Origin of the sequence: Levilactobacillus enshiensis, assembly GCF_007115095.1 — a bacterium.
In the GTDB taxonomy this organism is placed as follows: Bacteria; Bacillota; Bacilli; order Lactobacillales; family Lactobacillaceae; genus Levilactobacillus; species Levilactobacillus enshiensis.
Genome location: NZ_SULH01000010.1, coordinates 101,460 through 124,925 on the forward strand (window position 1 = coordinate 101,460; position 23,466 = coordinate 124,925).

At 49.7% G+C, this 23,466-nt stretch carries 19 protein-coding genes; 16 read left to right on the plus strand and 3 right to left on the minus strand.

The window, feature by feature from the left end; genetic code table 11:
- The first annotated feature begins 599 nt into the window (after positions 1–599).
- The 5 genes from FAY32_RS10785 to FAY32_RS10805 all read left to right on the plus strand — a co-directional run bounded on the left by FAY32_RS10785 (position 600) and on the right by FAY32_RS10805 (position 4,174).
- Positions 600–1,745 (plus strand): baeRF6 domain-containing protein, encoded by a 1,146-nt coding sequence (locus FAY32_RS10785; RefSeq protein ID WP_143463443.1) that lies wholly within the window; start codon positions 600–602, stop codon positions 1,743–1,745.
- Positions 1,746–1,947: 202 nt separating this feature from the next.
- Positions 1,948–2,310 carry a holo-ACP synthase gene (gene acpS, locus FAY32_RS10790; protein ID WP_143463444.1) on the plus strand — a complete coding sequence of 121 codons (363 nt, stop codon included), beginning with the start codon at positions 1,948–1,950 and terminating at the stop codon, positions 2,308–2,310.
- On the plus strand, positions 2,310–3,434 hold the full coding sequence (alr, locus tag FAY32_RS10795; RefSeq protein WP_143463445.1) for an alanine racemase: 1,125 nt from the start codon (positions 2,310–2,312) through the stop codon (positions 3,432–3,434). Before acpS ends, alr begins: the two co-directional genes overlap by 1 nt.
- 86 nt (positions 3,435–3,520) lie before the next feature.
- Entirely contained in the window at positions 3,521–3,748 is a 228-nt protein-coding gene (locus tag FAY32_RS10800) for a hypothetical protein (RefSeq protein WP_143463446.1), read from the plus strand.
- A 39-nt stretch (positions 3,749–3,787) separates the two neighbouring features.
- The gene (locus FAY32_RS10805) at positions 3,788–4,174 is read left to right on the plus strand and encodes a type II toxin-antitoxin system PemK/MazF family toxin (protein WP_048732554.1); all 387 of its coding nucleotides are present in this window, start codon (positions 3,788–3,790) and stop codon (positions 4,172–4,174) included.
- A gap of 305 nt (positions 4,175–4,479) precedes the next feature.
- Here FAY32_RS10805 and cbpA read toward each other — a convergent pair whose 3' ends face one another.
- From cbpA to FAY32_RS10820, 3 genes are all read right to left on the minus strand, one after another.
- Positions 4,480–5,121, minus strand: a complete 642-nt coding sequence (cbpA, locus tag FAY32_RS10810; RefSeq protein WP_048732552.1) for a cyclic di-AMP binding protein CbpA — start codon at positions 5,119–5,121, stop codon at positions 4,480–4,482.
- 312 nt (positions 5,122–5,433) lie between these two features.
- A complete protein-coding gene (locus FAY32_RS10815; RefSeq protein ID WP_143463447.1) occupies positions 5,434–6,822 on the minus strand; it encodes a L,D-transpeptidase family protein in 1,389 nt (462 codons plus the stop codon).
- A gap of 636 nt (positions 6,823–7,458) precedes the next feature.
- Positions 7,459–8,421 carry an L-lactate dehydrogenase gene (locus FAY32_RS10820; protein WP_143463448.1) on the minus strand — a complete coding sequence of 321 codons (963 nt, stop codon included), beginning with the start codon at positions 8,419–8,421 and terminating at the stop codon, positions 7,459–7,461.
- Between the two features lie 293 nt (positions 8,422–8,714).
- Here FAY32_RS10820 and pth point away from each other — a divergent pair, with 293 nt between their 5' ends.
- The 11 genes from pth to dusB all read left to right on the plus strand — a co-directional run bounded on the left by pth (position 8,715) and on the right by dusB (position 22,759).
- The gene (pth, locus tag FAY32_RS10825) at positions 8,715–9,272 is read left to right on the plus strand and encodes an aminoacyl-tRNA hydrolase (RefSeq protein WP_143463449.1); all 558 of its coding nucleotides are present in this window, start codon (positions 8,715–8,717) and stop codon (positions 9,270–9,272) included.
- Between the two features lie 119 nt (positions 9,273–9,391).
- Positions 9,392–12,937 carry a transcription-repair coupling factor gene (mfd, locus tag FAY32_RS10830; RefSeq protein WP_143463450.1) on the plus strand — a complete coding sequence of 1,182 codons (3,546 nt, stop codon included), beginning with the start codon at positions 9,392–9,394 and terminating at the stop codon, positions 12,935–12,937.
- 11 nt (positions 12,938–12,948) lie between these two features.
- A complete protein-coding gene (locus FAY32_RS10835) occupies positions 12,949–14,529 on the plus strand; it encodes a putative polysaccharide biosynthesis protein (RefSeq protein WP_143463451.1) in 1,581 nt (526 codons plus the stop codon).
- Position 14,530: 1 nt separating this feature from the next.
- Entirely contained in the window at positions 14,531–14,803 is a 273-nt protein-coding gene (locus tag FAY32_RS10840) for an RNA-binding S4 domain-containing protein (RefSeq protein ID WP_143463452.1), read from the plus strand.
- Positions 14,804–14,913: 110 nt separating this feature from the next.
- Positions 14,914–15,324, plus strand: coding sequence for an FtsB family cell division protein (locus FAY32_RS10845; RefSeq protein ID WP_143463453.1), 411 nt, complete (start codon positions 14,914–14,916; stop codon positions 15,322–15,324).
- 413 nt (positions 15,325–15,737) lie between these two features.
- On the plus strand, positions 15,738–16,316 hold the full coding sequence (locus FAY32_RS10850) for a S1 domain-containing RNA-binding protein (protein ID WP_143463454.1): 579 nt from the start codon (positions 15,738–15,740) through the stop codon (positions 16,314–16,316).
- Between the two features lie 84 nt (positions 16,317–16,400).
- Entirely contained in the window at positions 16,401–17,768 is a 1,368-nt protein-coding gene (tilS, locus tag FAY32_RS10855) for a tRNA lysidine(34) synthetase TilS (RefSeq protein ID WP_143463455.1), read from the plus strand.
- Positions 17,769–17,784: 16 nt separating this feature from the next.
- Complete coding sequence (hpt, locus tag FAY32_RS10860) at positions 17,785–18,327, plus strand: hypoxanthine phosphoribosyltransferase (RefSeq protein WP_143463456.1); 543 nt, start codon at positions 17,785–17,787, stop codon at positions 18,325–18,327.
- A gap of 108 nt (positions 18,328–18,435) precedes the next feature.
- The gene (gene ftsH, locus FAY32_RS10865) at positions 18,436–20,583 is read left to right on the plus strand and encodes an ATP-dependent zinc metalloprotease FtsH (protein WP_143463457.1); all 2,148 of its coding nucleotides are present in this window, start codon (positions 18,436–18,438) and stop codon (positions 20,581–20,583) included.
- A 249-nt stretch (positions 20,584–20,832) separates the two neighbouring features.
- On the plus strand, positions 20,833–21,720 hold the full coding sequence (gene hslO, locus FAY32_RS10870) for an Hsp33 family molecular chaperone HslO (protein ID WP_143463458.1): 888 nt from the start codon (positions 20,833–20,835) through the stop codon (positions 21,718–21,720).
- A 10-nt stretch (positions 21,721–21,730) separates the two neighbouring features.
- On the plus strand, positions 21,731–22,759 hold the full coding sequence (dusB, locus tag FAY32_RS10875) for a tRNA dihydrouridine synthase DusB (protein ID WP_143463459.1): 1,029 nt from the start codon (positions 21,731–21,733) through the stop codon (positions 22,757–22,759).
- The last annotated feature ends 707 nt before the right edge of the window (positions 22,760–23,466 follow it).

The window sequence follows — 23,466 nt, forward strand, 5'->3', positions numbered from 1 at the left end:
GCTTAGGTTCTGAGCATTAACGGGAAAGGCACTCCTGTTCGGCAAGGCCGAGCAGGAGTGCCTTTCGTGTTAAGCGCAGGAACCTGCCTCGCGGAACTCGTTTTCGAGATAAGAGTGCAGAGCAGGGCGGTTAACTCCTGAGCATTAACGTCAATAAGTGCCCGACCGAGGGACTCGGTCCGGTGCTTATTGGGGTTAAGCGGAGGGAGTTGCCCTGTGGCGCACGTTTCGGAGGCTGCCAGACTCGGAATCTACTGGCGAGAGCAAATCTAACTGTAAATAATTTAGCAAATGTAAAAGGGAAAACGGCCGAGCAGGAGTGTCTTTCGTGTTAAGCGCTGTCGCCAAAATTCTGTGATTTCGACTGAGACGCGCACCAAGTGGCGGTTTATTGCCGTTAAATACCAGAAAATTTGCAAAAACAGTTCGTCAAAAATAGGTATCAAACCCCCGTTAAATCAGCTCTCACCAACTATATTCACACTATAAATGTATTTTGGATAAAAACATTTGGTTGCATTCTGATCTGCTTCATGATATTATTCTCTTATCGAATTGATACGAATAAACTTATGACAACCGAAATGGAGGAATTATTCATGGCCAATAACTTCGACTTACACGCTGCACTGACGCTTGCCGCTAAGCCCGGTCCATTTGTCACCATGACCCTTCCCGTTACTGGGATTCCGGCGACTGACCGGACCCAATTCAAAAGTTTACTTCAAGCTGGGCGGCAGCGGTTGACTGAGATTGCACCCAACAGAGCGTGGGCAGCCTACGCTGAAGCGTTCGCCCCTTTTAGCCACGGACCGTTGACTAATGGAAGCGCCGCGGGTCTGCTGATTATGGCGGGACCAACTGCGAGCTATCATTACTGGCTGCATACACCGGTATCAGCAACGATTACCGTCACTTATCAGCCTAACGTCCTGCCGATTTTACAGGCTCGCGACCAGACCAGTGATTATGACCTACTACTATTGGGACGTGATGCGTTTGAACTGGCTCAGGTTCGGAATGGCCGTGCGGAGCTAGTTAATTTACCGCTGGATGCACCGGATACGTTAGAAAAAGCGCTGGGTGATGAATTACGCGATCGGGGACGTTGGCAGCGGTCTGCTGGCGAACACACCCATTATAGTGGCACGGGATCGTTAGACTCAGCACGGGCTGCTGACCAACGCAACTATTTCATGCTGGTCGATACCTACGTTGCGCAACATTATTCTAATGCGGATCAGGTGCCACTCATCTTAGTTGCCAATGCCAGTGAGCAGGGAAACTTTCGAAAACTGTCGCAAAATGCTTACTTGGACGCTACCGTGAGAGTCGTTCAGGGCCCTAATTTAGCAGCAGCCAACCAAACCCTGGCGGCGTTAACGGTCAACGTGAGTGACCAACGTCATCTGCAAGCCACCCACATTAGAAAAGACGCGTATGCCAAAGCCCGGCAAGGCGAGCGCGTGGTGCAGGACCTGGGCCCACTGGCGACTGCTGCAGTGCAAGGCCAGCTGGATAAATTATGGTTGCGCGACGATGCCTTTCAACCGGGACATCTGGCACAAAAGGGTGAGATCATGACGACGACGGCCCTCAGCCGGCAGAATAACCTCTACAACGACCTGGCGCTGATTGTCAGCAAGCTAGGTGGTCAGGTACAGGTTTTACCGGCTGACGCGATGCCCACTAGCAGTCCAGTGGCGGCACAGCTTCGGCTACGCGCGACCGTGACCCACCATTAAACCTGACATAAATGGGAGAGACGAGACGGTGAGCTCGTCTCTCTTTTCTGTTGGGTAGTGCAATCCAGATGACTAAAGCAGGGTGGCGTCAACCGATTGTTTTAGTTTAGGTTATGTTTTGCCGTAACCAGTAAGTTGGTCAACTGTAAGGACGTTTGCTGTGCTAAAATATTAGCTAGACATTATAGGAGAGGTGAACACCATGATCTACGGAACCGGCATTGATATTACGGACCTCGCACGTGTGGCAGAGGTGGTCGAACGCCAACCTCAGTTTCTGACGAAGGTTTTAACGCCAGGAGAGTTGGCCGATTACCAGCATTTGAGTGGTCAACGCGCAGTCGAATTCATTGCTGGTCGGTGGTCGGCAAAAGAATCCTACGGGAAGGCCATGGGGACCGGAATCGGTAAACGGGTTGGCTTTCAAGACGTTGAGATTCGCGATGACGCTGTCGGTAGACCCGTGGTGCTCCGCCAGCCATTTGGGGGAATTGCCCACGTGTCCATTTCACATACGGCCACGCTGGTCATGACGCAGGTCATCCTAGAAAGAGGGAAATTGTAATGGTAGTTGGGGTACATCGGCCAACGCAATTGGTGATTGATCGCCAGGCGCTACGGGAGAATATTCGTGCAGAGGTCAACCGGTTAGACGGTGACTGTGAGTTGTTTATGGTAGTTAAAGCAAATGGCTACGGCCACGGGGCTGTTCAGGTGGCGCAGGCCGCCAAGGATGCTGGTGCCAGCGGTTTTTGTGTTGCCATTTTAGATGAGGCCTTGGAGTTACGGGCAGCGGGTTTTAACGAACCCATCTTGATTTTGGGGGTTACAGAACCAGCCGATGCCCCGTTAATGGCACGTGAGAAGATCTCGGCGACGGTTGCGGCGACTGATTGGTTGATCGACGCCGACCGGTATTTGGCGTTGGCCAAAGAAGACCAGCCCCTACGCGTTCATCTGGGATTGGATACCGGAATGGGCCGTATTGGCTTTCGAACGCCAGCCAGTTTGAAAGCGGGAATCGATTTTATGGGGTCGAATGCTGACCACTTTTTGTTTGAAGGAATCTTCACGCACTTCTCAACGGCGGATGATCCTGATGACACTTATTTCAAAAAACAGCTCGCTAACTGGCAGAAATTAGTCGGTTCACTGGAAAAACGGCCCCGGTACGTGCACGTGTCGAACTCTGCAACGAGTCTCTGGCATGCGGCCTGCAACGATAACCTGGTACGCTTTGGTGTCGCGGGGTATGGGTTGAATCCTTCTGGAACGGCAATCTCAGAACCGTATCCTTTACAACCAGCCATGAGTTTGACGAGCCAACTGGTCCACTGCAAAGAGTTACAACCTGGCGATTCCGTGAGCTATGGGGCAACCTATACCGCTCAACAAGCCGAATGGGTGGGAACCGTTCCCATTGGCTACGCAGATGGTTACGAACGCCGTTTACAAGGGTTTCACGTCTTGGTAGATGGTCAAACTTGTGAAATTATCGGTCGGGTCTGCATGGACCAATTGATGGTTCGTCTGCCAAAAGAGTATCACCGGGGAACTAAGGTCACACTAGTCGGTCAAGACGGTGATGCGACGATTAGTTTACAAGATATTGCCGATTACTGTGGGACGATTCATTATGAGATTGCTTGTGGTTTCACAAGCCGTCTACCTCGTTACTATCGCAATTAATTTACACCAGTTAATGTGTTCGGAATGCGCGTTTCGTGGTAAACTGTATATTAGTCGAGAGTAATTAACATTTTAGGAGGGTTATCATGATCCGTTCTCAACAATTAGAACGACCACATTTACGGTTACACATCCCCCGCAGGGATCGACATCAAGCGTTGGTTCCCCTGCGGTCGGCAGCGGCCCGCAAACTAGACTTGATTGTCGGGTACCAAGCGATGGCCCTCATTAACCAGGATATTGCCCGTGCATTTACGCCGTGTGAAGAGGAAGCAGAACGGTGCTTAACACAGTATCGACGGACGCAACATTAATTTTAAAATCAAAGATTTGTAGATAGGGGATGGCGGCCCATGGCCCGTGTTGAAGTTAAACGCGGTGACGTTTTCTTTGCCGACCTCTCACCAGTCGTTGGTTCGGAGCAGGGCGGTATGCGCCCCGTTTTAATTATCCAGAACAACGTGGGAAATCACTATAGTCCAACCGTAATTGTGGCGGCAATCACCGCCCGGATCGAGAAACCGAAGATGCCAACGCACGTGGGCATCTCGGCGGCACGAACCGGAATTGAGCGGGATTCCGTCATTTTGCTTGAACAGATCCGGACGATCGACAAGCAGCGGTTGAAGGATCAGGTGACCCACTTGGACGTTAAGACCATGGCGGCGGTTGATGCCGCACTCGCAACTAGCATCGGGTTGGTGGAAAAGTCAAAAAAGAAAAAGGCACCACGTACATAGCAGTAGCCTTGAAATGACCGGTATAAAAATGGCGGTTGTTTTGGCGAGTAAATCTAAATCATAACTGAGAAGTCTGGCGATTTTGGCTGGGCTTTTTTTGTTGATGACCGGGCAAACAAAGAGAGTGGAACCAAAGGCGGTTAGGCCGTGAGCATGAACGACGCTCCGATAGATGAATAGTTCCGGTCTGAATTTGACTATTGGGGTTAAGTGGAGTTGACTGTCTTGGATTTCACGTTTCAGCCATAGACGTTCGAAACGCAAAAAGAGTCCGGGAGGTTTATCCCGGACTCTTCGTTCGCTGACTAGTTTTCGTGGCGAAGATCTTCGATTTCAGGAACGTGGAATTCCTTGCGTTCGAGGGCCTTCACGATGCGGTCCAACTTCTCCTCGTCAACTTCGGCGGGCAGGGTGAACATCGTCCGGTGAACCAGTTCACCTTCCTGAGCATCTAGGCTGATCACACTGGCAATTGACGTGTACTTGGTGATGATTTTGGCCATTCCGGCTAAATCACCACGTTCACCAGCGGAGACCACCGTGATCACATAACTCCCAATGTTGACGTTCCAAGATTGGGAAAGCATATCCATCAAGCGGGTATGTGTCAAGATACCATAAAAGGCATTTTTGTCGTCTAACACGGCAATGTAAGGTAAATCCTTGATGGAGAAGAAAACGTTGAAGAAAGCGGCGTTAACGGAAATGAACTTCGTCGCGTTCTTCAGTAATGACGTCACCGGGAGCTGCATATCGCCGCCCCGGGATTTATGGCGATAAATGTGCATTTTATAGATGTTTCCCCGGAAAATCTGGCCGGTTTCATCTAGAATCGGCACACACCGATAACCAGAATCTTCCAAGACCTTTAAGGCTTGTTCCAGGGTAACGTCCTCGCGAACCGTAACTAACCGTTCTTTCGGTTTCACTAGGGATTTTAGCAGCATAGCTGACGACCTCCTAAAATTAGAAACTTCTAATAATCTTTCCTAATAATACCATATTTCCCGGTTCGCTGGTAGTCATTTTCCAGTAAAAGCGTGTTAAAATGAGAGAAAGCTTCAGATGAGGAGGGTGGTCGCGTGAAGACACCGCAGAACCCAAAGGATAAGCCGATCATTACGAAAAAATGGCTGTACTGGACGGTTGCCGCATTCGTGGCGATCATTATCTTGTTGGCGATCGGGTTAGCCTTAAACTAAAACGACACAAAAGTTGCGGCACCCACCAAGGGGCGCCGCAACTTTTTTAGAGTTCTATTAGAAGACGATAACGGGTGTACCGACACTTACATTTTCGTAGACCGACTTGATCTTCGAAGGTGGTGTGTTGACACAGCCATGTGACCCGTGTTTCTTGTACCACGTGCCGCCGTATTCAGGCTGCCATGGGGAATCGTGAATCCCAACACCGGTGTCATCAATCGGCATCCAGTATTTTACTTTGGAAGCATAGTTCGAGCCATTGTCATTTTTCCCACGCAGGGTGGTGTTCCGCTGTTTACTCCAGATGACCCAGACACCGGTTGGGGTGTGGTGCGCTGTGGTTGGTAAGCCAGTCACAATGTCGGTGGAAACGACGACTTTTCCGTTCTTGTAAACCCACATGTGTTGGTTCTGTTTATCAACTTCGACGTACGACTTGCCGATATCGGTTCCACTGTTGTGGTAGCCGCTACCCTGAATCGTTGGCGTCCGGTCCATGCCTTTGCCGGCAAGAACCAATTTGCTAAGCGTTGGTGTTTCAGACTTAACCTTAATGCTCCAACCATAGAGCCCAGCCTTAACTTTGACCGTGCCCCGCTTAGTTGACTTGAAGGTCCGCGTCTTGTTAATGGTGCCATACTTACTGCTGAGTTTAGTCAGGTAATCCTTCACCGTGTCAGTCTTAGTCGTCAGCTTACCGTTCTTAAACGTGAGCCAACTGGCCAGAGTCGCTGCAGGGATCGTGATCTTGTGGCCGCTCAGCTTGTACGTATACGTCTGCTTGGTAATGTTCTCGGCTTTCTTTTCGGCAGCCTTGAATGCAGCAGACTTGGTGGTCACATCAGGTTTCAGGTAATCGTTGGAAACGTCGACCGTGGTGCTGCCCTTTTCAATGGCAAGGGTAATCGACCTGGCAACCTTAGCAGCGTCAAGCTGATTACCAGTGTGTGCCTTGGTCGTCACGTACTCACCGTCATGGTAAGTAAACGTGGCATCCGTGGGAGCAGTTCTGGTTTTGTTGGCCTTGGTCGAAATTTGTTTGGCGAGAGCCTGAACGCTCTGTTGATTTTCATTGCTAGCGTTGAGTTCGATGCTGTCTGCGGTCGCGGTTGTGACGTGAACGGGCCAGCTCCAAACGTTTTGCTTGGCAATTAACTGTTTCAAAGCAGTTTGCGAGGTAACTTTTAAGTTAACCTGCTGCGTCTTGAAAGTAGAGACGGTCTCGCTGCCATCTTTGAGGGTCAGCTGTTGATTCTTTAAAGCTGATTTCAATTTAGTGGCGGCTTGACTAGCGGTGCTACCGCCAACGTTAACTCCGGCGATTTCAGTATCCTTAAAGAAGACCTGCGCCGAAGAGTAGTGTAAAGCTTGTCCAACGTAGATGGCCCCGACCGCAACAATGGCGGTGGCAAGACCGATCACGAAGGCTTTTCGTTTCTTCATCATGAGACCTCCTAAAAATAGCCAGTGGAGGAAAAGTCGTCATTCTTAACTATCACTTCATAGCATACCTCAAGCTTACTTCAAACAACCTTAAATGACAATCTGGTTGCACCCGTGTTAACGATTACATAACTTATTCGGTCAGGTCTCAAAGAAATTTTAGCCTTTTGCTGGTTTAGCTGTGGTGCTACTATTCGTAGCGGCTGAGGTGGCCATTGAAATGCTGATATTAGGGGTGTCAGCAGCGGCCAAATAAAAAAATATAAATTTCAAAAAGGGGGCTGCTTTCAGACTGAGTGGGGGTCTAGCGATGATCGGTGATGCAAACAATTAATTTGAGTAAAGATAATTATTGAGGTGAATAGGTATCACTGACAGGTAGTTGAAGGGCTATGTTGCTTCTGGCACCGAGAAAAGATCACTGCGGCTGTTATAGAAAGAAACGCGGCCAGTTTCCAATGAGTCTGGGACGTAACTTAAAAATCAGCATTTTTGCTATTATCGTGCCGAAACGTGCGCCACAAACTAACCGCCTGAGGTTCCACTCTCAAATTTAGCCGGAGCGTTTTCCACGCACCAAAAAAATCGCCGCCACCCGGAGGTAACGACGATTCGTTTTAGAACTGAGTTAACTGATTAAAGGGCTGCTAAACCGTCCTTCGTAACCTTCTTCAAGGTTTCAGCTGACTTAGCCATTAATTCTTTTTCTTTGTCGGAGAGAGGAACTTCGACAACGCTAGCTAAACCACTACCGTTGATAACGGCTGGTGTACCAATAAAGATATCATCCAAGCCATATTCGCCGTTCAATGCAGCACCAACTGGTAAGATGGCATTTTCGTCACGCAAGATTGCCTTAGTGATGCGCATCAAGCAGGTTGCAACACCATAGAAGGTTGCGCCCTTACGGTTGATGATTTCGTAAGCTTTGTTCCGCGTGTCGTCTTCGATCTTAGCTAAGTCGTCATCGGTTAAGCCGTGTTCCTTGGCAACGTCCTTCAATGGACGGGAACCGATAGTTGCTTCGTCGTAGGCAGCGAATTCGGAGTCACCATGTTCACCCATGATGTAAGCTTCAACGTTACGAGGGTCGATGCCACCAAGCTTCTTAGCCAAGGCAACCCGCAGACGAGAAGTGTCCAAAGAAGTCCCGGAACCAATGACACGTTCCTTTGGAAAACCAGAGAACTTCCAAGTAGCGTAAGTTAAGATGTCAACTGGGTTAGCAGCAACAACGAAGATACCGTCGAAACCAGAATCAACGACTGGCTTAACAATAGAAGACAAGATCTTCAAGTTCTTGTTAACCAAGTCTAAACGAGTTTCGCCGGGCTTTTGTGGGGCACCAGCGGTGATAACAACTACGTCTGCATCCTTGCAGTCGGAGTAGTCACCGGAGTAAACCTTCTTAGGAGCAGTGAAGGCTTGGGCGTCTTCAAGGTCCAAGGCGTCTCCTTCAGTACGTTCCTTAATAACATCCACAATTACGAATTCTTCGGCTAAACCTTGGTTCATCATTGAGTAAGCATATGATGAGCCGACGGCACCGTCACCGACTAAAACAACTTTTTGATGATTCTTAGTAGTCAAATTCTTCATCTCCTATAAAATTTTGACGTCAGGGTCGCAATAATACCCGCTTCCTAGTATAACATGTAACTTGGTAGGGAACCACGGCTCAGAATCAAAACTTGAATAATGAAAACGCTATCCTTGCAATCCACTTCACTTAGGGGGCTCTTTCGTGAAGTTAAGGGGGGACTATGCTATACTCAGGAGTGATGAATTTGAAATTGAGAAGATAACCTGAGCCGGCTGAACGGGGAGAAACGGTCCCGTCCGGCTATTTTGTTTCTAGCTCAGGAGACTGTAATAAGGGAGAACGAGAGAACATGAAAATGATCGTTGGTTTAGGAAACATTGGACCGCAATATGAAGAAACACGGCACAACACAGGCTTCATGGTCGTGGATGCTTTTGCCCAGAAGCATGGGATTGCGTTGACGACACGTAAGTTAGACGCCCGTTATGGGACGGGGATGGTTAACGGTGAAAAGGTGTTGGTGGTTAAGCCAACGACGTTCATGAACGAGTCCGGTCGTGCCGTGCATCCGTTGATGAACTACTTCAAGATTGATTTGGATGACATCATGGTCGTGCATGACGACATGGACTTACCATTAGGCCGGATTCGGCTGCGTGATCACGGGTCAGCCGGCGGCCACAACGGTATCAAGAGTATCATCGCGCACGTTTCCAGTCAGGACTTCAAGCGCATCAAGGTCGGCATTGCGCATCCACAACAACATACAGTGGTCGACTATGTCTTGGGCAAATTTACAAGTGAACAAGCACCGCTGTTTAATCAGGCCAAGGACAATGCCGTCTCGGCGCTAGAAGACTGGATCGATGGCAGCGACTTTCCGCAGCTGATGAACCAATATAACTAAGCAACGAGACTCGTGTGGCGTTAAGCAATAATGAGTGCTGACGGTTGCTAGCGTAAACGTTGGCGAAGCTGGCTAGCGCGTGCTTAGAAACATTTCAATTAAGAATAGGAAGTTATCACGTGAATTTAGAAGGATTTATGACGCAGACGGCGGGGTATCAAACGATCCGTCAAACGTTAGCGCCCGGGCAACGTCAGTTGGTAACGGGGCTCAACGGCTCAGCGGAGACGCTATTTATCGCCAGTCTGCTCCACGAACAACAGCGGTCCCTGGTCTACGTCACGGATACGCTCTATCATGCTGGACAACTCGTCGACGACCTAGCGAACCTGCTGGCCGATGACGAGCTCTTTGAGTTTCCAGTAGAAGAATTACTCGCAGCCGAGGTCGCAACCAGTTCACCCGAATACCGCTCGGCACGAATCGATGCGTTACGGGCCTTGCAGAGTGAACGACCAGTCGTCATTGTGACGGCGCTTTCGGGTTTACGGCGGTTCTTACCCGCGCCAGCTAACTTTGCGGCGGCACGGTTTACAGTCAAGGTCGGGGATGACTTTGACCTAGAGGACTTGCAGCAACGGTTGTTCGCCATGGGCTATGTCCATCAGAAATTAGTGGCGGGTCCCGGCGACTTTGCCGTGCGGGGAGCAATCGTGGATATTTATCCGTTAGCGGCGGATTATCCAGTCCGGTTGGATTTCTTTGATACCGAAGTGGATTCCCTCCGTTACTTTGACCCGGCCACGCAACGTAGTATTGAAAATGTGGATCAGGTCGAGGTGTTACCGGCTACCGACTTTATTTTAACGGCTGATGAGCGGACAGCAGGGGCAACGGCATTGGCTACTGAACTGAAGCAACAGGTCGCAAAGTTAGATGCCGATGCGGCGACCACGCTAAACGATCAGGTACAGCCCCTGATCGATGGCTTGAAAAAAGGGTCAGTTGACCCACAATTAATGGAGTTTGCTGATTATTTATTCCCAGAACATCACCAGTTGTTGGACTACTTACCAGCTAACGGGGTGGCGTTGTTCGGGGATTATTCGCGTCTACAGGATGCCGAACGTCAGCTTTTAGAAGATGAGGCTAACTGGGCGACCGATAAACTGGCCCATCATCAAATCTTTACGCAACAGGTCTTTGGCGGTGAACTACGGCCCATCGTCAAAAACGATGCGCACGCTCAGATCATGTTGGCCCTCTTTCAAAAAGGGATGGGCAGTTTGCGGTTCCAAGCCGTGACGAACGTGACGACCCGAGCGATGCAGCAGTTCTTTAGTCAGATACCCGTGATGAAGACGGAAATCGACCGGTGGCACAAGCAAAAGCAGACCATCGTACTATTGGTTCAAGATGAAGAACGGCTTGCCAAGATCGAACAGACGCTGGATGATTTTGAGATTAAAGTCGTCATGACCAAGTCGGCCAACTTGCAGGCGGGGCTCACGCAATTAGTGCCTGAACGCTTACGGACGGGCTTCGAACTTCCTGAAGCCGCACTGGTCGTCATCACCGAGTCTGAAATGTTTCAGAAGGTCACTAAGAAGCGGCCTCGGCGCCAAACGATGGCGAATGCTGAACGATTGAAGAGTTATACCGATTTGAAACCTGGCGATTACGTGGTGCACGTTAACCATGGGATCGGGAAATTCATCGGCATGCAGACGTTGACCGTCGATGGGGTTCACCAGGATTACATGACCATCGACTACCAGGACAACGCGCAACTCTTCATTCCGGTAACCCAGTTAAACTTGATTCAGAAGTACGTGTCTTCCGAGGATAAGAAGCCCCGGATCAACAAGCTAGGTGGCTCCGAATGGGCAAAGACCAAGAGCAAGGTTGCTGCCAAAATTGAAGACATTGCCGATGAACTGGTTGATCTGTACGCCAAACGAGCCGCCGAGAAGGGGTTTGCCTTCCCAGCGGATGATAGCTTACAGACGGACTTCGAAAATGACTTTCCGTACGCCGAAACGCCTGACCAATTACGGACAATCGAGGAAGTGAAGCATGACATGGAAAAGCCCCGACCAATGGACCGGCTCCTGGTCGGTGACGTGGGGTATGGGAAGACCGAAGTTGCCTTGCGGGCGGCCTTTAAAGCTGTTGAGGCGGGCAAACAAGTTGCCTTTTTAGTCCCAACGACGATTTTGGCTCAGCAACACTATGACACCATGATCAACCGGTTTGAAGGTTATCCCATTAACGTGGAGATGTTTTCCCGGTTCCGGACGACCAAGCAGATCCACCAGTCCATCAAGGACCTGGAGAGCGGCCAATTGGATATCGTGGTGGGAACCCACCGGCTGTTGTCGCAGGACGTGAAATTTAAGAACCTCGGTCTAGTTCTAGTCGATGAAGAACAACGGTTTGGGGTCAAGCATAAGGAACGGTTGAAGCAGCTTAAGGCCAACGTGGACGTTTTGACCTTAACGGCGACGCCAATTCCGCGAACGCTCCACATGTCGATGCTGGGGGTGCGGGATCTTTCTGTCATTGAAACGCCGCCGGCAAACCGGTTCCCGATTCAGACCTATGTGATGGAACAAAATGCCGGTGCGATTCAGGACGGTATTCGACGGGAAATGCAACGAGGCGGCCAAGTCTTCTACCTCCACAATCGCGTTGGTGACATTGAAAAGACCGTGAGCCAGATTCAGGCGTTGGTTCCCGAGGCACGGGTCGGCTACATTCACGGGAAGATGACGGAATCCCAGTTGGAAGGGGTGCTCTTTGACTTCTTACGCGGTGACTATGATGTTCTGGTCACCACGACCATCATCGAGACCGGAATCGATATTCCCAATGCCAACACCTTATTTGTGGAAAATGCTGACCGGATGGGGCTGTCACAGTTGTATCAACTGCGGGGCCGGATTGGTCGGAGTAACCGGGTCGCTTACGCTTACTTCACGTACAAACCAAACAAGGTGTTGACTGAGGTCAGTGAGAAACGATTGGAAGCCATCAAGGACTTCACCGAGTTGGGGTCCGGGTTTAAGATTGCCATGCGGGACTTGTCCATTCGTGGGGCTGGTAACCTGCTGGGTAAACAGCAACATGGCTTCATCAATTCCGTGGGGTATGATCTCTATACCCAAATGTTGAGTGAAGCGGTGGCTAAGAAGCGGGGCAAGCAAACACAACCTAAGACGGACACGACCGTCGAATTGGGTGTAGAAGCTTACCTGCCTAGCGACTATATTGAAGATGAACAACAGAAAATTGAAATGTACAAGCGGATTCGTCAATTAGAAAGCGACGATGAAGTCAGTGAGATTCAAGCGGACCTGATCGACCGGTTTGGGGAGTACCCGGATGCGGTCAGTCAATTGTTGACGATTGGTCAGTTGAAATTAGCAGCTGATTTGGCCTTAGTCGATAAGATTCGGCGCGTCAATGGGGATGTCTTTGTGACGATTTCCAAGCGAGGAACCAATATTTTAGGTGGCGAGGATGTCTTTAAGGCGTTAGCCGCTACCAAGTTAAAGGCGACCGTGGGCATCAATGACGATCGGCTACACGTCAAATTGGTTCTACAACCGAACATGACGGTCAACGACTGGTTACCACAGGTCCAACAGTTCATGGCAGCGCTCAGAGACATCGTGGAAGTCACCACGAAGCCTAAGAATGATGCACCAACGACTGCAGATTAAGGAGGGCGCCCATGGGCAACCGCAACGTGAATAAGACCTTGCAAGGGGCCCTGATTCTCTCGGTGGCGGCGTTCATTGCCAAGCTATTGAGTGCGGTCTACCGGGTTCCCTTTCAAAACATGGTCGGCAACACTGGGTTTTACGTGTATCAGCAGGTTTATCCACTCTACGGTATCGGGATGACCTTTGCCCTCAGTGGGTTGCCGGTGTTTATTTCCAAATTGATTGCCGAAGCACCGGATCTGCCGGGTCAGCAGCAGGTGGCCCGGCAGGTCTATCGGTGGGTCTGGGGACTTGCACTGATGATCTTTGGTGGCTTGATGCTGGGCGCAGATGCCATTGCCAGGGGTATGGGTGACCGGCAACTAGCGCCGTTGATTCAGATGGTGGCGTGGATGTTTCTGTTCATGCCGGATCTGTCGGTGAGTCGGGGCTACCACCAAGGTCAGTTTCAGATGTTACCGACCGCACGTTCGCAAGTGGTCGAGCAACTGGTCCGCGTCATTGTCATTTTGGTGGCGGCCGCTTGGGCGACCCATCATCAGTGGTCCGTCTACCGGATGGGGACCTGGGCACTGAGTGGGGGAACGATTGCGGCAGTGGCAGCATTGGTCGTCCTCCCCAGCTGGCGACAGCGGTCAGTGGCAACGGGGCAACGCGTTGCTCACGTGGGACGACGGCTGTTGGTCGAAGGCGGAACATTGTGTCTGTTGACGGCCATGATGGTGTTGCTCCAACTGGTGGATTCATTTACCGTGAAGAACGGTCTGGTAGCCGGCGGAATGGGCGACCTTGCGGCGAAGAGCCTAAAGGGGGTCTATGACCGGGCCCAGCCGCTGGTACAGCTGGGATTGGTGGTGGCAGTAGCCTTCGCCACGTCACTGCTACCGGCTTTAGCCGAGGCGCAACATCAACACCGGCCCAAGGCATTCAAGCAGCTGACAACGACTATGATGCACATTGCACTGGTCATTGCCACGGCGGCAGCAGCTGGACTGATCAGCTTGATGCCTTGGATCAATCGACTGTTGTTTGGTGACGAACAGGGGTCGACGATGCTTGGTGTCTATATGTTGAGCATTATCCTGGCAACCTTGATTCAAACGTATAATAGCGTGCTTCAGAGTAAAAATGCCTACCGACTAACGGTGGTGGCACTGATGAGTGGGTTGGTGGTCAAAGTCCTTGCCAATCATTGGGCCGTGCGTCACTTTGGGGCCAGTGGGGCCAGCTGGTTGACGGTGCTGAGCCTAGTGGTGATGTTTCTCGTCATCTGGTATGGGTCACCCAATGAGTTGCGCGATGGCATTTGGTCGCGACCCTTTATTCGTAAGCTCCTTGGCTGTACCATTTTAATGGTCGCAGGGGTGCGAGCGACGGCCGTCCTACTGGCATTTTGGTGGCCCGCAACGATGACTGGTAGACTCGCGGCCGGTGGGGCACTGCTGATTGCGATTCCGGTGGGGGTGCTACTCTTCTTAGGCTTAGCGCTGAGTTGGCAACTGCTCACGGTTCGAGAATGGCTAGCGGTGCCCCACGCCAAATCAGTTTTACGCTTATGGCAAAAAATAGGTCAACATGGAGGAAAATAATATGCGATTAGATAAATATTTGAAAGTCTCACGGATTATCAAGCGGCGCTCAGTGGCTAAGGAAATTGCTGACAAGGGCCGCATCGAAATCAACGGGAAGGTTGCCAAGTCCTCAACGGATGTGGCAACAAATGATGAGTTAGTTATTAAGTTTGGTAACAAAACATTAACGGTCAAAGTTAATGAGTTGTTGGAAACCACGAAGAAGGACGATGCAGAACGGATGTACACCATCGTCAAGGAAGAGTACGCACAAGACTTTCGGCAAGACTAACGCACCAAATATGACGAATGTTTTACAATATACTTAACTGTCTGGACGTGCAATTTGAAACTTGCTATACTCAAGTTAATCTATCTGGTGAAAACTGAGGAGTGAGTGGGATGGCTGATATGCAGCCGAAACCGGCAAAAATTGAACGGCTTGATAATGACTATACACGGCGGTTGAATCGGCAGCACGCTGCAGCCCACCATACAGGGTGGTTGCGTCATCGTCGAATTCGACGGGCATTGCGAATTGGGGCTGTTTTTGCGGTGTTTGCAATCATTCTCGGAATTCAACTTGTCCGGACCAATGCGAGTCTGCACACCGTCGACCAACAGGTGGCGACCAGCAAACAACAATTGAAGCGGACGAAAGCGGATAGTCAGGATCTTAAATTACAAATCAAACAGTTAAATAATCAAGATTACTTGGGTCAGTTGATTCGGTCAAAGTACTATTACTCTAAATCCGGGGAAACCATCTATAGTTTGCCTGGTGACCATGCGAACGACGTGACGGCTAAGTAAACGTGACTAGCGATTTCGGGAAACTCATCTCGAGGTCGCTTTTTTTGGATGACATCAGTTTAAAATTAGCGGTACACTGAAGAGGATAGCGTGTTAGGTAAGCACACCTTAGCAATCAAAAACGTCCTGCGGTAGGTAGAATCTTTGCTAGTTGGCAAGCGTCAGTTTCGTTATTTGCTCGAGTGCTCGGCTGATTAAAATAATATTAATGTTTTCTGAAAATGACGAGACGTTTTAAGGTGTTAACGAAAGCCTATTGAAAATCAGTAAGTAAGGTCGCAAGTTAATCTAACAGGCTTTAACCAAGGTCAAAAAAGTCATCCAGAGCTTGTGGTTTTTGACTTTAGTCGTTTGGGATTGGTTAAAATTGTGTTATACTGAAAGCACTTATTTTAAGGAGGAACTTCTTGTTTATGGCAATCGAGGTTGGAGCTAAAGTTTCCGGAAAGGTCTCCGGAATTACGAACTTTGGTGCATTTGTTGATTTAGGTGACCACAAGACCGGTTTGGTCCACATTAGTGAAATTTCTGACGGGTACGTGAAGGACATCCACGACGTCTTATCTGTTGGTGACGAAGTAACGGTTAAAGTCTTGACCGTTGGAAATGACGGTAAGATTGGGTTATCCATTCGGAAAGCCACCGATCATCCGGCATCAGAACGGCCACACAGCCACAACGAACATCGCGACAACCGTGAGGGTAACAATCATGGTGGTAGTCGTGATTTCCACGGTAACGGTGGCAATCATAATAGTGGCGAGAATCATGGCGGTCACGGCCGGCGGTTTGAAGGCAATGGTGGCGGTAATGGGCCACGGCCACACCGGAGTTCAGCGAATGGTCGCTTCTCTGGCCATCACGCAGCCAAACATGAAGAAAGTTTTGACGATTTAATGTCAGGGTTCTTGAAGCAAAGTGAGGACCGGTTGGCAACGATTAAACGTAACACTGAAGGTAAACGTGGCGGCCGTGGTGGCCGGCGCAGTTAGTTAAACGACTAGCACCCGAAGTTAAGAGGACCGCACATGTTGCGGCCCTTTTTCATATCAGGCGGATTAAAAGGGGGGAGCAATGTGTCGCTAGAGACCGAGTTTCGCCGTCACTGCCAGCGCTACGGGTGGAATGATCCGCAGCAGCGCGGGTTGGTTGCCGTCTCGACTGGTGTTGACTCCATGGTGTTACTGGCGTTATTCTGCCAGTTGCCAGTGGCCGAGCGTCCCCAATTAACCGTCGTTCATGTCAATCATCAGCTCCGCGAGCAGAGTAAGACGGAAGCAGCCTTTTTGCAGCAGTGGTGCGATGAGCATCATTTGCCGTTAGTTGCTACCGTGTGGCCGCGTGATCAGCAGCCACCGCATGGGACGGAAGCTGCTGCCCGAAAGTTCCGTTATGATTTTTTTACGCGGCAACTTAAAGCCCAGCATGCTGATTGGGTAGCAACGGCCCACCAAGCCGACGAACAGGCTGAAACGATTCTGCTTAAATTGATTCGGGGCGGCCAGTTGTCACAGTTGACCGGGATGGCCGCGCAACGGCCGCTGGGAGGTGGTCAGGTGATTCACCCCTTGCTGCCATTTACAAAGCAAGACTTGCGGGCCTATGCCATTGCTCACCAGATTCCCTGGTATGAAGATGTGACGAACCAGGAGCTGGTTGCGAGCCGTAACCGTGTGCGCCATCAGCTTTTGCCGGCGCTACGTGCGGAAAATCCACAGGTCGATCAACATTTACGGGACTATGCCCAACAGCTACAAGCAACGTTGGCGGTGGCTGATCAGGCCTTGACTGACCGACTGACACAGATCGTTAGTCAGCGGGATCCCGTAACGGGGGACGTTCAGCAGTTGTTGGCCCAACCGACAGCCGAACAGCAACTTTTGTTGGCTCGGTTAATTAAGCAAACGGCACCAGCAGTCACGGCCAGCGCGTCACATTTGGCAGCGTGTCTGCGGCTGTTGAACAGCCGTGAACACCCGACTGGAACGGTCCCTTTTGGTCAGGGATGGCAGTTGACGAAACGTTATAACAGCTTTCGCTTCTGGCAACCAAAAATTTTCGTAGAAAAATCCGTGGAACATTTTAGTTTTATGGTAGACTTGAACCAATGGCGACCGGTCGGTAATGGTTGGCAACTCGGCTTTTTTTCGGCTGATTCTGCAACAGAATATCCTGAGCATGAAACGGTTGCTCTAACGGCGGCACAACTCCCTTTGGAAGTGCGTTCGCCTAGGGCAACGGATCGTTTACGGCTGGCTGATGGCCACCATCAAGCGGTTCGACGGGTACTGATCAACGCAAAAGTTCCACGGGAACAGCGTGCTCAGACGCCCGTTTTAGTGACGGCGCAGGGAGAAGTTCTAGCAGTCTTAGGCGTGAAATGGTCCGTTTGGCCACCACGGTCGCACACAAAAAACTATCACATTGTTTTGAAGTATGAATAGGCGAAAGGGGAACAGCATGAATAACGATATTTTGAAGGTCCTTTATAGTGAGGAAGACATTGCCGCAGCCTGCAAGCGTTTAGGGACACAACTCGCGGAGGACTACAAGGACAAGACACCTTTAATTATTTGTGTGTTAAAGGGTGCTATCTTGTTTATGACCGACGTCATCCGTGACATGGACATCTATGCGACGATTGATTTTATCGACGTCTCTAGCTACAACGGAGGCACTGAGTCTTCTGGCACCATCCGGTTGCTAAAGGATTTGGACACGGACGTTGCGGGTCGTGACATTTTGTTAGTTGAAGATATCATCGACACGGGCCGGACATTGAAGTACTTGGAGGACCTCTTAAAGGACCGGCAGGCGAAGTCCATTAAGGTCTGCACATTGATGGACAAGCCTAGTGGTCGCGTGGTTGAAGCCAAGGCCGATTACGTTGGGTTTAACGTTCCCAGCGAGTTCGTGGTTGGCTACGGTCTAGACTACGAAGAAAAATATCGGAATCTCCCGTACGTTGGTGTTTTGAAGCCATCCGTTTATTCAGATAAATAATTAGTCAATGATAGTCAATTGTGATAACATCTTATTTAGTTAAAGGGCATAAGCTCTAAAATTTGTTCCTATCTTAATGCTGGGAACTGTGAGTAAGGAGGCACGACATTGAATAATCGACGAAATGGACTGTTCCGTAATAGTCTATTTTACATTGTGATCTTCTTGTTGATCATTTGCGTTGTTTACCTGTTTAATGGAAATAACACCAGCTCACAATCCCAAGAAATCCAATCGAGCGAGTTCGTTAAGGACTTGAATTCGAATAAGGTCAAGAACTTCTCCATTCAACCTTCTGGAGGAGTTTACAAGATTACCGGGGAATACCGGAACGCCCAAAAACGGACGACCAACACCGGTTTTAGTCTCGGCGGCTCACAAAGTACTGCAGTGACCACCTTTACGACTCAGGTCTTGACGAACAACTCGACGGTTTCCGAGATTGCGCAGACTGCTAAGGACCACAACGTAAAAATGAATACCAAAGCGGAAGAGTCAAGCGGCTTCTGGATTAACTTGTTAGTCTACGTAGCACCGCTGGTTATTTTCTTCTTCTTCTTCTACATGATGATGGGTCAAGCTGGCCAAGGTGGCGGCAATGGCCGTGTCATGAACTTTGGGAAGAGTAAAGCCAAGCCGGCTGATAGCAAAGAGAACAAGGTTCGCTTTGCCGACGTCGCTGGTGAAGAGGAGGAAAAGCAAGAACTTGTTGAAGTTGTTGAGTTCTTGAAGAATCCGCGTAAGTTTGTTTCTTTGGGCGCCCGGATACCATCTGGGGTCTTACTGGAGGGCCCACCTGGTACTGGTAAAACATTGCTGGCTAAGGCCGTTGCTGGTGAAGCCGCAGTCCCATTCTTCTCGATTTCTGGTTCAGATTTCGTAGAAATGTTTGTGGGTGTTGGGGCTAGCCGTGTTCGGGATCTGTTTGATCAGGCCAAGAAGGCCGCACCATCGATCATCTTTATTGATGAAATTGATGCGGTTGGTCGTCAACGGGGTGCCGGCATGGGCGGTGGCCATGATGAACGTGAACAAACGTTAAACCAATTACTGGTTGAAATGGACGGATTTACGGGGAGTGAGGGCGTCATTGTGATGGCCGCCACTAACCGTTCCGACGTTTTGGACCCCGCCTTATTGCGGCCAGGTCGGTTTGACCGGAAGATCTTAGTTGGTCGTCCGGATGTTAAGGGTCGTGAAGCGATTCTGAAGGTTCACGCGAAGAACAAGCCATTAGCCAATGATGTTGATTTGAAGGAAATTTCCAAGCAGACCCCAGGTTTCGTGGGTGCCGATTTGGAAAACCTCTTGAACGAAGCTGCCCTCTTAGCAGCACGGCGGAATAAGACGCAGATCGATGCTTCGGACTTAGATGAAGCTGAAGACCGGGTCATCGCTGGGCCGGCTAAGAAGGACCGGGTCATCAGTCCGCAAGAGCGGAAGACAGTGGCATACCATGAAGCGGGTCACACCATCGTTGGGCTAGTTCTAAACGATGCGCGGGTCGTCCACAAGGTAACCATTGTGCCACGTGGTCGTGCAGGTGGGTATGCCATTATGCTCCCACGTGAAGATCAAATGCTGATGTCCAAGAAGGATGCCATGGAACAGATTGCTGGTTTAATGGGTGGTCGGACGGCCGAAGAGTTAATCTTCCACTCCGAATCATCCGGGGCCTCCAATGACTTCGAACAGGCAACACAAATTGCCCGTTCCATGGTTACCCAGTACGGGATGAGTGATGCGTTGGGGACCGTTGCGCTGGAAAGTGCTGGCGGCCAACCATTTGCTGGGGCCGGTTATCCGGGTCAGCCAACTTACTCTGAACACACCGCTAACTTAATTGATAGTGAAGTTCGTCGGATCATCGGGGAAGCACACGATACTGCCCGGAAGATTCTCGAAGAACACAAAGCAGAACACAAGATTATTGCGGAAGCCTTGTTGAAATACGAAACGCTGGACGAAAAGCAGATTCTCAGCCTGTTTAACACGGGGAAGATGCCAGAAAAGGACAGCAACGCCGAATTTCCAAGTGAAAAGGCCGCAACGTTTGAAGAATCCAAGCGTGAACTCGAACGGCGCGAAGCTGAACGCCAAGCTTCTACTGAAGCTAAGCTCGCTTCGTCAGCTGTTAGCAATTCAGCCACTGAAGCTGAATCTGCAACGAGTGCCGCCACGGATGATGCAGACAGTTCAGCCGATTCCGATGCGTCATCTGATGCAACTAACAATAATTCGAGTGATTCCGAATAGTTTACTGAAAGGGTGTAAGATGTCAATCTTGCCCCTTTTTTGTTTGGGCGAAGTCCGAAATTAGCGTGTGGCGGGCTACTGGGGGAAGCGTTGGGCAACCAAGTTACACACGTTTAATGACAGTGGTTATTACTAAATTAGGGATAAAAGGAGCAATTCGCCAGGTAACCTTAAGTAACAGTATTTGCAAATAGGCTGGTTTCTGGTAAGGTAAGGCATGACTAACGTAATGAAAGGACTTATTGCATAATGGCAGATTATTTGGTAAAAAGTTTGATTGATGGCGGCATGTTTCGTGCTTACGTGGTGGATGCCACGGATACGGTTGCGGAAGCACAACAACGTCATGACACCTGGAGCGCTGCTACAGCGGCACTTGGCCGGACGCTGATCGGAACGATGCTCCTGTCGACATCTCTATTGAAGGGCAAAGAAAAACTCACGGTTAAGGTCAATGGCCACGGCCCAGTTGGCGCAATTGTGGTCGATGGAAATGCGGATGGCACGGTCAAGGGGTATCTCCAATATCCTCACATTAGTTTACCGTTGAATGAAAAGCACAAAATTGATGTCAAGAAGGCTGTGGGGGTCAACGGGATGCTGACAGTTACGAAGGATCAAGGCCTAGGTCAGCCTTACACGGGTCAGGTTCCCCTGATATCCGGTGAGTTGGGGGAGGACTTCACGTACTATTTAGCCAAGTCCGAACAAATCCCTAGTTCAGTCGGTGTCTCTGTCTTTGTTCAACCTAACAACACCGTTAAAGTAGCCGGTGGGTTTATGATCCAAGTGATGCCTGGGGCCTCGGATGAAGCCATTGCACGGTTGGAACAACGGATCAAAGAAATGCCAATGGTTTCTGAACTCCTTTTGGATGGGCAGACGCCAGAAGATATCTTGCAACTGCTGTTCAAGGATGAGAAGGTTAAAATTCTCCAGAAGATGCCAGTGGCCTTTAAGTGTGACTGCTCGAAGGATCGGTTTGCCAAATCATTGGCGGCGATTCAGCCAAAGGCGATTCAAGAAATGATCGATGAGGACCATGGTGCGGAGGCCGTTTGCCATTTCTGTGGTAATAAGTATCACTTCTCTGAAGATGACCTACGTGATATTCTCGCACAGGCACAAGCCAAGTAGGGGGCAGAACATGACCTGGAAGATTGGCAACGTTGAGATTCCAAATCGGGTCGTGGTTGCTCCCATGGCCGGTGTGACTAACGTGGCGTTTCGCGTGATTTGTAAGGAATTCGGTGCTGGGCTAGTTGTTTGTGAGATGATTTCGGGCCAGGGAATCCACTATCAGAATCAGCGAACATTGGATATGATGATGGTCGATCCGAAGGAACATCCGATGAGCATTCAGATTTTTGGCGGCACCAAGGAGACCCTGGTTCAGGCTGCCCAATTTGTTGATCAGCAGACGTCGGCAGATATTATTGACATCAATATGGGCTGTCCGGTCAACAAGGTCGTGAATACGGACGCGGGCGCCAAGTGGTTGCTAGATCCGAATAAGGTCTATGACATGGTTACTGCGGTCGTTGCTAGCGTGAATAAGCCAGTTACCGTAAAGATGCGGACGGGGTGGGATGACCACCATGTCTTTGCTGTCGAGAATGCACTAGCAGCTGAACGGGCTGGGGCAAGCGCCATTGCTATGCATGGGCGAACACGTAAACAGATGTATCAAGGCCACGCTGACTGGGACATCCTCCATGAGGTGGCGCAGCACCTAACGATCCCTTTCATGGGGAATGGGGACGTGCGAACCCCCCAGGATGCCAAACGCATGTTGGATGAAGTCGGTGCTGATGCCGTGATGATTGGCCGTGCTGTGATGGGTAATCCCTGGTTACTTCAACGTATCAATCGGTACCTGACAACAGGTGACTTGTTGCCAGAGCCAACGGCTGAAGAAAAGGTGACCATCGCTAAGGAACATCTTCATCAGTTGTGTACAGCTAAGGGGGCCGTTGAAGGTCCGCGTGATTTTCGGAATCAGGTCGCTTATTATTTAAAAGGGATTCCACACGCCGCCCGGACTAAGGTAGCATTAACTGATGCAACTGAGGAAGCCGTGATGGTCGATATCTTGGATGACTTTTTAGCCAAACGGACAGCGTATGGTCGGAAGGCCCCGGTACAGCGGTTCTCTAATATAAAGCAAACTAGATGAGCGACACGTGGGTCATCGGTGAGAAGGAACGTTTCTTCTCCCGAATGACACACGTGTTTTTTAGTTAGGCAGTTTTACAGTGATTAGGAAGCTTAAGTAAGGAAGGGGTCAATCACAGGGAGGGGTGCCTGATTCAATTGTGGGATGGGTTACTTGTCTTGGGAGAGGGAGACAATATAGGGGAATTGAATTGTTTTTTGGTTTTTTTGACAAATCTGCTTGACCTTGCGAGATAAAATTGATAAGATATTATCTGTTGTCATCAAGCAAAGCCAAATGCATAAAAATTAGATTTATGGATAGCCATACAAACTGAAATTTGTGCTTGACGAGCTAAACAGCAACTGATACAATGATTTATGTTGTCTGTTACCAACATCGGCGAAATTGATTGTCTCTTGAATATTGAATATATATTCAAAAGAAATTAAAAAAGTTGTTGACAAGGTTTTGACGACATGATATACTTTAAAAGTTGTCACGGAGCACTTGCTTTTCTGATAACTTGGTAGACCTTTGAAAACTGAACATTGTTTCGACAAACCAAATATGTGTAGGGCGGTTTGATACTTAGTATCAAACCCAAACAATATTTGCGAAGTCAATTTGCTTTTAAAAAAAGTAACAACAATCGATGAGCTATTCAAGCACATCATCTATAAGATGAGAGTTTGATCCTGGCTCAGGACGAACGCTGGCGGCATGCC